The organism is Rhizobium sp. SG570 (assembly GCF_012275345.1).
Classification (GTDB): domain Bacteria; phylum Pseudomonadota; class Alphaproteobacteria; order Rhizobiales; family Rhizobiaceae; genus Rhizobium; species Rhizobium lusitanum.
The window spans coordinates 40,424-52,553 of record NZ_JAAZQI010000022.1 but is presented as its reverse complement, the minus strand read 5'-3'; the positions used below and the strand labels follow the sequence as shown (position 1 = coordinate 52,553).

At 60.1% G+C, this 12,130-nt stretch carries 11 protein-coding genes and 1 pseudogene; 9 read left to right on the top strand and 3 right to left on the bottom strand.

Annotated features, from left to right (window positions below):
* Positions 1-54: 54 nt before the first annotated feature.
* Complete coding sequence (locus FHT28_RS30540; protein ID WP_168598242.1) at positions 55-519, bottom strand: hypothetical protein; 465 nt, start codon at positions 517-519, stop codon at positions 55-57.
* Between the two features lie 336 nt (positions 520-855).
* Between FHT28_RS30540 and FHT28_RS30535 the strand changes: the two genes are divergently transcribed.
* Both FHT28_RS30535 and FHT28_RS30530 read left to right on the top strand, forming a co-directional pair.
* Positions 856-2,610 (top strand): ParB N-terminal domain-containing protein, encoded by a 1,755-nt coding sequence (locus tag FHT28_RS30535; protein ID WP_168598241.1) that lies wholly within the window; start codon positions 856-858, stop codon positions 2,608-2,610.
* A 293-nt stretch (positions 2,611-2,903) separates the two neighbouring features.
* Positions 2,904-3,024: pseudogene (locus FHT28_RS30530) on the top strand (transposase domain-containing protein); the annotation flags it as partial.
* A 71-nt stretch (positions 3,025-3,095) separates the two neighbouring features.
* On the opposite strand, the gene FHT28_RS30525 reads toward FHT28_RS30530, so the two are convergent.
* Entirely contained in the window at positions 3,096-3,992 is an 897-nt protein-coding gene (locus FHT28_RS30525; protein WP_168598240.1) for a DMT family transporter, read from the bottom strand.
* Positions 3,993-4,151: 159 nt separating this feature from the next.
* On the opposite strand from FHT28_RS30525, the gene FHT28_RS30520 reads away from it, so the two are divergent.
* From FHT28_RS30520 to FHT28_RS30500, 5 genes are all read left to right on the top strand, one after another.
* Complete coding sequence (locus tag FHT28_RS30520) at positions 4,152-5,039, top strand: LysR family transcriptional regulator (RefSeq protein ID WP_168598239.1); 888 nt, start codon at positions 4,152-4,154, stop codon at positions 5,037-5,039.
* A gap of 347 nt (positions 5,040-5,386) precedes the next feature.
* A complete protein-coding gene (locus FHT28_RS30515) occupies positions 5,387-5,995 on the top strand; it encodes an AraC family transcriptional regulator (protein ID WP_168598238.1) in 609 nt (202 codons plus the stop codon).
* Positions 5,996-6,325: 330 nt separating this feature from the next.
* Entirely contained in the window at positions 6,326-7,363 is a 1,038-nt protein-coding gene (locus FHT28_RS30510) for a DUF4331 family protein (RefSeq protein WP_047563422.1), read from the top strand.
* A 139-nt stretch (positions 7,364-7,502) separates the two neighbouring features.
* A complete protein-coding gene (locus tag FHT28_RS30505) occupies positions 7,503-8,456 on the top strand; it encodes an SLAC1 anion channel family protein (RefSeq protein WP_168598284.1) in 954 nt (317 codons plus the stop codon).
* Positions 8,457-8,587: 131 nt separating this feature from the next.
* Positions 8,588-9,673 (top strand): HoxN/HupN/NixA family nickel/cobalt transporter, encoded by a 1,086-nt coding sequence (locus FHT28_RS30500; protein ID WP_168598237.1) that lies wholly within the window; start codon positions 8,588-8,590, stop codon positions 9,671-9,673.
* 47 nt (positions 9,674-9,720) lie between these two features.
* On the opposite strand, the gene FHT28_RS30495 is transcribed toward FHT28_RS30500, so the two are convergent.
* On the bottom strand, positions 9,721-10,338 hold the full coding sequence (locus FHT28_RS30495; protein ID WP_168598236.1) for a MarR family transcriptional regulator: 618 nt from the start codon (positions 10,336-10,338) through the stop codon (positions 9,721-9,723).
* Positions 10,339-10,458: 120 nt separating this feature from the next.
* On the opposite strand from FHT28_RS30495, the gene FHT28_RS30490 reads away from it, so the two are divergent.
* A complete protein-coding gene (locus FHT28_RS30490) occupies positions 10,459-11,364 on the top strand; it encodes a LysR family transcriptional regulator (RefSeq protein ID WP_047563424.1) in 906 nt (301 codons plus the stop codon).
* 130 nt (positions 11,365-11,494) lie between these two features.
* On the top strand, positions 11,495-12,082 hold the full coding sequence (locus tag FHT28_RS30485) for a peroxidase-related enzyme (RefSeq protein WP_168598235.1): 588 nt from the start codon (positions 11,495-11,497) through the stop codon (positions 12,080-12,082).
* The last annotated feature ends 48 nt before the right edge of the window (positions 12,083-12,130 follow it).

Genomic DNA, 12,130 nt, shown 5'->3' with positions numbered 1-12,130 from the left:
TGAAGGTCAAAATTCCACATCTTACGGGCCGCGACCTTTGCCGTTGGCCCGTCTTTATTGCTCCCTGGATTGAGCGCTATAGACGCACCACTGAACCAATGCGTGAGCCGCGACGAAGATTGCGTAAAAGATAATGAACCAAGGTTGCCAGAAGTAGAGACCGCGCATGACCTGCTCATCAACCCCGCCTTGAGTTGAGCCGATCACAACGAAGACGCCCGCTGCGATACTGAGTGTCGCAATGCAGTTCGCGCAACGAAGGCCCCAGGTTACCATCCAGCGCCTATTGAGAATTTTCCCAAAACTCATGAGGACGACCGACAGGCCGATCAGGACGAAGTTTATCACTGGCTGGATCGATGCAATCCGGCTCAGCGTTTCGAGCAAGGTTTCCTTCGCCATAAAGTAGCTGGCTGCAATGAACATTACGACCGCGAGGGTAAGACTGACGATTGCGAAGAAGGGAACATAGGTTGGCGATGTTGTTGCACAGCAGGTGTTTGGCGAAGTTTTTTTCACTATCAGAATTCCATGATGCGGTTTCCGCTGCTGCTTAATCACCACAACTTACGATAAATTTAAAAGGAAATGCGCAATCTGAACTGAAGAAGGGAAACGGAAACCTGTCGCAGATCGTTCCTCCTGTCGTCGCTATCGCTCAACCGCCGCCTGCGCGATCCCGGCCAGTTGTCCATCGCAGGGCTGATGCCCCGCTCGTCCTTCCCAGCAGGGATGCTCGGCCGCAGTTGCGGCAGTCCGGCCGCTCGGCGGTCCGGGAGGTGTCTTCGAGAAAAGATGAAGACAGGAAGGGCTGGCAAGGCGCCGGTCCGGAACTCTCCCGAAAGGAAAGACATCATGCAGATCATGAAGGTTGACCCGCGTGCACTGAAGGAAAACCCCGACCGGATGCGCCAGTCGAAGTCGTCGCCGCAGGCCGATGCGCTGATGCTGGCCACGATCAAGGCCGTCGGAATCGTGCAGCCGCCGGTGGTCGCACCGGAAACGGATGGCGGAAACGGCTACATCATCGACGCCGGCCATCGCCGCGTGCGCCTTGCCATCGCCGCCGGCCTGGAAGAAATCGAAATCCTCGTCGTGGATGCCGCGAACGACAACGGCGCCATGCGCTCCATGGTCGAGAACTCGGTTCGCGAGGCACTCAACCCGGTCGACCAGTGGCGTGGCATCGAACGTCTGGTCGCTCTGGGATGGACCGAGGAAGCGATTGCCGTCGCTCTCGCGCTTCCCGTCCGCCAGATCCGAAAGCTGCGTCTGCTTGCCAATGTCCTGCCGGCGATGCTCGAACAGATGGCGCTGGGCGACATGCCGTCCGAGCAGCAGCTGCGGATCATCGCCGCCGCCGGTCAGGTCGACCAGAACGAAGTCTGGAAGGCCCACAGGCCGAAGAAGGGCGACACGGCTCCCTGGTGGCAGATCGCCAATGCTCTGACCAAGAAGCGCATGTATGGCAGGGATGCGAGCTTTGGCGACGATCTGGCCCAGGCCTACGGGATCGAGTGGGTGGAAGACCTCTTCGCACCGGCCGACCAGGACGGCCGTTACACCACGAATGTCGAGGGCTTCCTCGGTGCCCAGCATGAATGGATGATGAGCAACTTGCCTAAGCGCGGCGCGATCGTCGAGGCCAACAGTTGGGGACAGCCGGAGCTGCCGAAGAAGGCCTCTCAGGTCTATGGCAAACCATCCAAGTCCGACCACACGGCGCTCTATCTCGATCGCGATGGCAAGGTGCAGACAGTGCATTACCGTATGCCCGAGGCGGCCAAGCCGAAGGGCACCGATGGTGACGGATCCTCCTTGGGCAGCGATGGCGATGCGGTTGCCTCGCCGAGGGTTCGCCCCGACGTGACCCAAAAGGGCCATGACATGATCGGCGATTTCCGCACCGATGCGCTTCACGACGCGCTTGGCCGCGCGCCGATCGAAGACGACATGCTGATGGCGCTGCTGGTGCTGGCCTTTGCCGGACAGAACATTCGCGTCGACTCCGGTGCGGATGGGACGTTCTACGGCGGCAAGCGCTTCTCGCGCCATGCCGTCGCCTTGTTCGACGAGCACGGCAAGCTCGCCTTCGATCGGGACAGACTTCGGATCACCGTTCGCTCCGTGCTGATCGACGTCCTCTCGTGCCGCCGGGGTATGTCGAACAGCGGCATGGTATCGCGAATTGCCGGCGATGCGATCGGCGCCGACGAATACCTACCCAACATGGGCTCGGAGGAGTTCCTCTTGTGCCTGTCTCGCCAGGCGCTGGAAGCCTCTTGTGCCGAGGCGTCCGTCCAGCCTCGGTCGAAGGTTCGCGAGACCCGTGCAGCGCTCGTCGAGCATTTCGAAAACGAGCACTTCGTCTATGCATCGGCCCGCTTCGTGCCACCAGCCGACGAGTTGCTCGACTGGATACGGACGAGTTCTGCCACGGATGTCAAGGGTGCGTCCTCGCACGAGGACAACGGCGGCCATGCTGACAACCCCGCTGACCACCAGCAAGGGAAGATCAACGAGGATGCGGATGAGGACGATCTGCAGGATACAGATCTGTCTGATGACGAAGAGCACGACCAGGATGTCGATCAGAGGGCCGCAGCATGACCGCCTCTCCGAAGACGAACATCGCGGCACCCACCCCCGATTTTTCGGGGGTGGAGTTTGCCACCAGCGCGGACGCCTGCCGGTCGCCGCATCGACTATCCGATCCTAGCAATGTGCCGACGCCGGGCTTCCGGTATAGGGCGCTGCGCTTCAAATAATCAGTTGCGTTCATGTGTCCTCTCTTTCGCGTCAACCGCGATGGAGAGACCTTATATGCCGACGAGGCGACCGCTATGATGCCGGAAACGTCGGCAAAAAGTTGATTAATGGGCATAGCTGGCCGGTCAGCATAAACCTGCAAACTCAACGCCGTCGATCCACAAGTCTACCTGACATACGCTCTCAGCCATCTTTAGTGGGCATAAGCAGAGCCAGATCGATGATCTGCTTCCTTGGAACTACCAGGCCGCGTAACGTTTGTTGGGGACCGCCATGGGCCGACCAATGTTCTTCCGATTGCATTGTCGCCGCCGATTGCGCAGTGGTCAGCCCCGTGAGGTCATCCATACGCCAACCAACGTCACCGCAAGCCCGGCGAACATTGCGACAGTCAGAGGCTCCGAGAACAACATCCATGCCCACAGCATGGTCACGGGTGGGCTGAGGTAGATGGCTGCGCTCACCGTGGCAACGGGAAACAAGCGCAGACTGGTATAGTAGACCGCATAGGCTAGGAACGTTGCGATCAGCACCAGCCAGACCATCCCGATTGCAAAATCTCGGGTCATCGGTGGAGCAAGGCTGCCCTGCGTCAATGCGCATAGGCCGAAGAGAGCTGAACCCATCAGAGTCTGAATGCAAAGGCTCTGATGGACCGGCATGTGCTGCGTCCTGCGCCGCCTGTGCAGGACCGAGGCGACGGCGAAAACCAGCATCGAACCGACCGTCAAACCGTATGCCCAGACCGGAGCAGTGCCGAAGCTGAGACTGTCGAAGGAGACGATCAAGACACCGCCAACGGCAATAGCGGTGCCTGTCCACTGTTGTGCCGTCAGCCGCTCGCCCAGGAAGGGTTGCGAAAGGGCGGCAACGGCCAGCGGAAGAAGGTCGGAGATCAGGGCGACGAGCCCCGTTGGCACCTTTTGCTCGATGGCAAGCGCGAAGCCTCCCAGATAAAGGAAAACAGCCATGATGCCGAACAGTGCCTGATCCCTGACCGCACGCATCGATATCCGCGGTCCGATGGCCATTGCGAATGGCAAAAGGATGAGGCCGGACAGCAAAGTCCGCCAGAAGAGCAAAAGCATGACGCTCGCCTCCTGGTTGGCGTATCGAATACCGACGAACCCAGAACTCCATCCGATGATGAGAAGCGTGGCGAGCAATGGCCATAACAGAGGATGGCGACTGTCAGAGACGGAAGGTAGAGAGGTGTCGGTCATTGGGGCTCTATCGCGAGGAACACGATCTACCCGTAGGCTGGAACTGAAGAAATCGCTCATGACAAATATCGATGATCCCATGACATTTATAGAGCATATGTCATAATCTGGCAGGCTCGTGGTAGGTTCGTTCCACGGACAATTTGACGGGATATGACCATGAACGAGCTGAACAGTCGCCGCCTCGAAATCGACGCTCTGCGGGCGCTTTGCGCAATCCGCCAACATGGCGGCATTACCAGAGCCGCCACCGCACTCGGTCTCTCCCAATCCGCCGTGAGCCATAAAATCAAAAGGCTTGAGGTTAGCCTAGATTGCGAGCTGCTCGGACGGAAATCGGGAGGACCGATGTTCACAGCCGCCGGCGAAGACCTGCTGGACTACGCTGGCCGCATCCTTGGGCTGCACGACGAGGCGCTGATAAGTCTATCCAAGACACCACTCGCCGGAAGACTTCTACTGGGGCTCACCGAAGACACTGCATGTACCGATCTCGCTCGCATCTTTGGCCGCTTCAGGCGGCTTCACCCAAACGTCGCGGTTCGAACCAAGGTCCGCATGAGCCTGGTCCTCCGCGCCATGCTGGAGCGCGGAGAACTCGATGCTGCAATCGTCCAGGTCTTCAGCCACGAGGTGCGACCGAACGACGTGGTCCTTTACAGAGAGGGCCTTCACTGGGTGAAGCATCCAGAGTTGCTGATCCGGAAAGATGAACCGATACCCTTCTTGTCGTTCGATGACGAATGTTTCTATCGACAATGGGCACTCGACGTCGGCCAGGAGAACTCAGTTCTCGAAACCGTGTTCGAGTGCTCAAGCGCCGCTGGGATTGTATCCGCCGTGAACGCGACAATGGGTGTAGCGTTGCTGAGCGACCGCCATATCCGGGGCGAGATGCAGATAATGGCCGACCGTTTGCCTGTACCGCCCTCCCTGGCTTACGTTGTACGGCGTGCACGTAAGTCGAGAAATCCAGCTCTCGATAGCTTGGTCAGAGAAATCGAGAGGGACATTGGTCGTCAGGGCGGCTTGGCACTAATTGGCTGAATTGAGTGCGTCTGCAGATGACGTATAGTTATCGCGCCAATTGCGGCTGAGAGTCCGGCATCGAAAATTAAATCTCAATCAAGGTGCGAGCGGAATACCGCTCTGATGTCCATTGTCAATGCATTGGGCATGAAGAAGCTGCCGCTCTTGCTGACCTCTCTCGACTCCAACCCGTTACGGAAATCCCATCCTCCCTCTCACTCTCAGTTGACCGAGCCGCTGCCAGGGGCGGGGTAAATTTCAGCTAATGGAAGTCAGTGTCTCGATATCGACCAATTATTCTTCCCTGCGGAAAGGTTCATCTTCCTCTCGTCCGATAGAGCAACTCGGCGGAAAGGAGGTGTGCGATGTCAAGCAGTTCAAGTCTGGCAAAGACCGTTGGCTCGTCGATATCGCGTACGTCCACCGAGAGTAATGCTGCTCTTGAGGGAGCGGCAACGCAGTATTTTTGCGCGACATTCCATTCGCCCAACGGCGTTCTGGTCGCGCAGTTGATTGGGGAAGCCCTTGCCGTATTCGACGAAGACGGGCCGCGGGCGCGCGGTTACATCGAGCGGGCGCACTTCATCTTGCGTGGCCGCTACCCTGTCGCACTTCCCGGCAAAGGGATGCTGGCGGATTGGCAGGTTCGCAAAGTCGTTCATCACATCCACGGCAATCTCGAAGCCGAGCTGCGCATGGGTGACGCCGCGAAGCGGGTGAACCTCAGCAGCGGGCATTTTTCCAGGTCGTTCAAGATGACGACCGGCCTGACCTATTCGCAATATGTGATTCAGGCGCGCGTGGATCTGGCGAAGCACCTCCTGCAGACTTCAGAGGCGCCGATATCGGAAATCGCGCTGATGTGCGGGCTGTCGGATCAGCCGCATCTCAACCGGCTTTTCCGTCGGTTGGTCGGCGTGCCGCCGAGCACTTGGCGCCGGATGATGGCCGAACCGCCGGCAAATGCGAACTGAGACCGACGCGCCGGTGATCATAAATCTTCAAAACGCGATCAATACAGCCAAGCGCTCGACGCCGCGAACCCTTAACTGACAGCGCCTGGGATTGCAGCAGATGCTCGCGATGCTGCTCGGAAATCCGGGCGCGTCCCGATGCGCCTCCCGGACTGTTCAGTTCCTTTGCGAGAGCCCCTCCCGCGAATGAGCCAACCGTCTGCAAGCAAGCTCAGATCGTAGCGACGTCGATCCACCAGCGCCGCCCCACCGGCCGGCGCGACGGGTGAGTTCGCCGGTCCGCCCGTTGCAACGCTGTGCCGGCATCGGCCAAACCAAGGAGAAAATCACATGTCGCATCATTACTCGGGACCCGACCTCGGCTTTCCCCAGGGCGATCCGCGCCTCGACTTCTGCGATCTCTACACGTTTCCTAAGCCGGGCGACGCCAGGAAATCGATTCTGGTGATGAACGTTCATCCGTCGTCGACGGTGAGCGTCGACCGCTCGCCCGACGCGGCGCCGACCGAACTGACGACATCCGTGCCATTCGCGGCCGACGCGATCTACGAAATCAAGATCGATACCGACAACGACGGTATCGCAGACGTGACTTATCGCGCGACTTTCACCCCATTCGTCTCTGGCGGCCAGTGGGCGACGTTGCGGTTGATCAAGGGCAAGGACGCTGGGATCGCCCAAGGCGACGGCGAAGTGTTGGTCGAGAATCTTTCCGTGTCGCTCGATGCAGAGCTCACGATCGGCGAAGGAGCTGGTCATCGGGTCTTCGTCGGCTGGCGCAGCGATCCGTTCTTCTTCGACCCGCCCAGCGCCTTCAACGGATTCGACTTTAGCGACAGTAAGGACTTCTTCGGTGACAAGGACGTTTGCAGCATCATTCTCGAGGTCCCGAATTCGATCTTCGGCGCCGGCAAGGTTGCGATCTGGGCGCGCACGGCGTCCAAATCGAGCGGGACCTGGGTACAGACCGATCGCGGCGCGCTCGCGGCGCAGTCGGTGTTCCTCACGAACGACCAGCGGGAGGCCTACCTGAAATCGGATCCGGTCAACGACCCCGCGTTTATCCCCGTCTTTGCCCACTCATTGGAACATCTCGGAGGCTTCGCCAGCGATGCGGCTAGGGACGTCGCCAAGGGCCTGCTTCCGGACGTCATCCACTACGACGCAACGCAGCCGGCCACCTATCCGACGAATGGCAGGACGCTGACCGACGACATCATGGGGCCGTTCCTGGCGATCATTACCGACGGCAAGGTGACGACGCATAACCTGACGCACCACGACGACCTGTTGGTCGATTTTCCCTATCTCGGCGCACCGCACGTCGCGTTCAGCGCGCGTCCGGCGCCGGTTGAGGCGAAGGCATGATGAGCATGGCTTGTCTGCTTGGTCAGGGCTGCGCATTCATCTGTGGCGACGGGCGGGCTGGGCGATGACGGGCCTCGGTTCGAGCGGGCGCCGCGGCAACAAGGGCGAGACACTCGCTCTTGTGGCGCCGGGGCGGCCGATGCTCGACTATCTGCCAGTCGGATTGTTTGGCTCGGTGATGGGTGTGACGGGGCTGTCGATCGCCTGGCGGCTCGCGCATTTGTGCTGGGGCGTTCCGGAGATGGTGTCGGTCGCGATGGCCATGATCGCGGTGAGCGCCTTCGCGCTGATGGTGGTGGCCTATACGATCAAGCTGGTGACGGCGTTCGGCGCCGTGCGGCAAGAATTCCACCACCCGATTGCCGGAAACCTCTTCGGCACGGTCCTGATCAGTTTGCTGCAGTTGCCGATCGCCCTTGCGCCCTTCGCGATGCCGTTCGCGAGGGCCATGTGGATGCTGGGTGCGGCGGGGATGGTATTCTTCGCGTGGCTGATCGTCATACGGTGGATGTCGGATCGCCAGCAGGTCGCGCACGCAACCCCGGCGTGGATCATCCCGGTTGTTGGCCTTCTGAATGTGCCGATTGCCGTGCCGGTCCTCGGGCTGCCCGGGTTGCATGGATTGATGGTCGCCACACTTGCCATCGGCCTGTTCTTCGCAGTGCCTCTGTTCACGCTGATCTTCTCCCGGCTGCTTTTCGAAGAGCCGCTCCCGGCGGCGCTCAGGCCATCGCTGCTGATCCTCGTTGCGCCCTTTGCGGTTGGTTATTCGACCTACACGGTCACGACGGGGCAAAGCGATCTGTTCGCCGAGGGGCTGTTCGCGTTGACGCTGTTCGTGCTGGCCGTCCTGCTCGGGCAACTGCGCAACCTGCCGCTCGCCTGTCCTTTCCGGATATCATGGTGGGCGGTCAGCTTCCCGATCGCGGCGAGCAGCGTCGCGGCCCTTCGTTTCGCCACTGCTGAGCCGGCGCTGGTGAACGACCTGATCGCTGCGGCATTGCTGGCGCTTGCGACGCTTATCATCGGATGGCTGCTGGTCTTCACCCTGATGGACCTCCGGCGGGGCGGGTTGCGCGCCCTGAGCACCTGAAACGCGGCTGGCGGCCGTTCACGCCGCCAGCGGCACCAGCGCAGGTTTGAACGTGCGCCGCGCCCCACAAGAGGCCGGGCCTCCTGGTCCTCGGACGGGTCACGATGCGTGGCGAAACTGGTAGGAAAGCTATGACGTCACATCATCGCCAGGCCGACGAACCCAGAACGAGGGTTGCAATCGTGTATCTGACGCTGCTCGCGTTCAACGTCGGCGCGTGGGCCTGGGCGGTCTGGGAGTTCGCGGATCGTCCGGTGCTGCTCGGGACGACTCTCCTGGCGTACAGCTTCGGACTGCGGCACGCCTTCGACGCGGATCATATCGCGGCGATCGACAACGTGGTGCGTAAGATGGTCCAGGAGAAGAAGCAGCCCTATGCGGTCGGGGCCTTCTTCTCGCTCGGGCATTCGACCGTAGTGGTCGTCGCGTCCCTGGTGATCGCCTTCGCCGCCGCCGGGGTTCGTGATGAACTCGACAGGTTTCATGTGGTCGGAGGTGTTATCGGAACGGCCGTCTCCGCGCTGTTTCTTCTCGCCGTCGGCCTCGCCAACCTTCTGGGTCTTACTGATGTCTGGGCCGCGTTTTTACGCGCACGTCAGCAGGCAGAGCACGGTGATCTGGAACTGGACAATCTATCCACACGCGGCGGCGTTATGAGCCGATTGTTTGGCCGGGCTTTCTCGGTCGTTTCGCGGCCATGGCATATGTACCCGCTCGGCTTTCTGTTCGGGCTCGGCTTCGACACGGCGACCGAGATCGGTGTGCTTGCCATCTCGGCCGCGCAAGCCACCCAAGGAGCGGCCTTCTGGACGATCCTAATCTTCCCGATGCTGTTCACGGCGGGAATGTCGCTGATGGATTTCACCGACAGCGTGCTGATGACCAGGGCCTATGGCTGGGCGTGGATCAATCCGGTCCGAAAGCTCTGGTACAACCTGACGATCACCGCGACGTCAGTCGTCGTTGCCCTGTTTATCGGGGGCGTCGAAGCGCTCGGCCTCATCGCAGACAAGCTTGATCTCTCGGGCCGGGGCTGGGACATGATCCGAGATTTAAACGACGAGCTGGGCTTTCTCGGCTTTGGGGTGGTCGCGTTCTTCGCCCTCGCATGGCTAGTATCTTTCCTCATCTTTCGCGCCCGGGGGTATAACGACCTCGTGCCAGGTCCGGGTGCGTTGGGTGCGAAGCTGGTCGAGGCGACGGCGCTCCCGGACTGAGGCGCCGCTGTCGGCCGGTCTTGCCCAAATCAGGAAGAACAGGAATTTCACCCTCGGCTCTTGGACGCCGCATGGCCGCCAAGTCTGGCTTCGAGCCCAGTCCGGAGGGCGATGAGTTCCGTCCTCAGATCTTCGATGCGCTTCGCTCCCAGTCCGGTAGCAAGATTGCTCTGCGCGGGGATAGTCGCTGCAATGCGGTTTAGGGCGTGCCCTTCGGGCGTCAGGGTGATGCGGACTTGTCTTTCATCTTCCAGATCGCGAGTGCGTCGGACGCGACCAGCCGCCTCAAGCCTTTTGAGCAGCGGTGTCAAGGTGCCGGAATCAAGCAGCAACCTCTGCCCCAATTCCTTGACGATAAGATCGTCGCGTTCCCACAGCACCAGCATCGCCAGATACTGCGGATAGGATAGCTCCATGGGATCGAGTAGAGGCTTGTATATCTTGTTGTAGGAATGAGCTGCTGCGTAGAGGGCGAAGCAGAGTTGGTTGTCCAGCTTCAACTCGTCATTCGCAGTGGCGCCCTGATTGGTTTCGTGTGACACGATTTTTCGCTTTCGTCTTGGTAGCAATTGAGTTGTGCCACCAAAAATTGCGCATCGAACCGCAACCGATAAGGCAGAGATTTCGACAGTCTTACTTCCGCAAAGTGGAAGAACGGTGACCATGAACCGAACATCTCTCGCGAAATCCGTGCCGAAATGCGCTGGCCGGTTGATTGCGATGTTTCGCTCAAGGGAATAAATTGCCCCTGACTGGCTGAACGTTTTCAGGGGGTGGAAGAAGCGATGGACAGATTGGAGGCGATGACGATCGTTCTGCTGACAGTCGAAAAGGGCAGCCTGACGGCGGCGGCGAAAGCGCTAAACATGCCGCTACCGACGGTGAGCCGGAAGGTCAGCGAGCTGGAGGCTTATCTCGGCACCAAGCTACTTCAGCGTTCCACCAGAAAACTGACGCTGACCGACGCCGGCGAGAACTATGTCAACGGCGTCAGGCGCATCATGGAGGATATAGACGAGGTCGAGCGAGCCGCATCGGGCGAGTATAGGACTCCCCGCGGCGAACTGGTTCTCACAGCGCCGATGCTGTTCGGGCAGATGTATATCCTGCCGATCGTCACCGACTTCCTCGCTGCGTATCCAGAGATCAACGTTCGGCTGCTCCTCTCGGACCAGAACCTTCACCTCTACGACGACCACGTCGATATGGCGGTCAGGCTCGGCGCACTGCCGGACAGCAGTATGATCGCGACCCGCGTCGGCTCCATGGACACGCTCGTCTGTGCATCGCCGGATTTCCTCGCGGCCCACGGCGTTCCGAAGCATCCAAAGGATCTCGAGGCGCTTCCCTGCGTGGTGTTTGCAGGCCCGTCGACGACCACCTGGTCGTTTCAGGACCCGAATTCCAAGCAGAAGTTCGAGGTCAACATCACCCCTCGGCTGTCGGTGACAGGGGCAGAGGCCGCGATCCAGGCGGCGTTGCGGCGCACCGGTCTGACGCGGGTGTTCCGTTATCATTGCGCCGACGAGCTGAGAGCCGGCACGCTTGTGCAAGTGCTGCAGGATTTCGACGTGAGCCCAATTCCGGTTCATCTCGTCCATGCGGCCCACGGAATGCTGCCCCTTAAAATGAGGGTGTTCCTGGACTTTGCGGCCAGCCAGTTGCGATCGGTCCTGTCGAAGCTGAAGTGAGAGGCGGGAGGTCGACCCTTACGCTGGATGGAAGTTACACTCTCGAATTCAGCGCATTATTCGATGGAATGTAATGCCGCATATTCTCCTCACCGAAGCCGAGGTGGCTCGGAAGTAAAGGAGAAACGAAATGGCTCGCATTGCAATCCCCACCCTTCAAGAAGCCCCCACGAAGTCTCAGCCGATCCTTCAGAACTACGTGAAGGTGCTCGGTCTGGTCCCGAACTTCTTCGCAATGATCTCACAGTCGCCGGACGCGCTGAAGGCGATTGCTGACATGCATGCCGCGCTGGGCAAAAGCCTCGGCCACAAGACCCGCGAGCGCATCCACGTCATGACGGCCGAGGTCAATGGCTGCAATTACTGCCTCTCGGCGCACACCTATCTCGGCGCCAAGCTCCAGGGCCTGAGCGCTGAAGACATGGAACTGAACCGCGAAGGTCACTCGACCGACCCCAAGGCCGACGCTGCGCTCCAGTTCGCTTACAAGGTTGCTACTGGTCGCGGCCACATCTCGGACGCCGATGTCGAGGCGGTTCGAGCCGCTGGCTTCAGCGAGGCTGAGATCGTCGACATCGTCGCCGAGACCGCGTTCAGCTTCATCACCAACATCTTCAACAACACCTTCAAGACCGAGATCGACGCGACCTTCCCGCCGCTTCAGACCCGTAAGAGCGCATCTGTTCCGTTCGAGAAGTACCTGACAAACGTCCAGTAAGCGGCGGCGACGCCCTTCAACCAGATGCCACCGGCCGGCCACACGTGC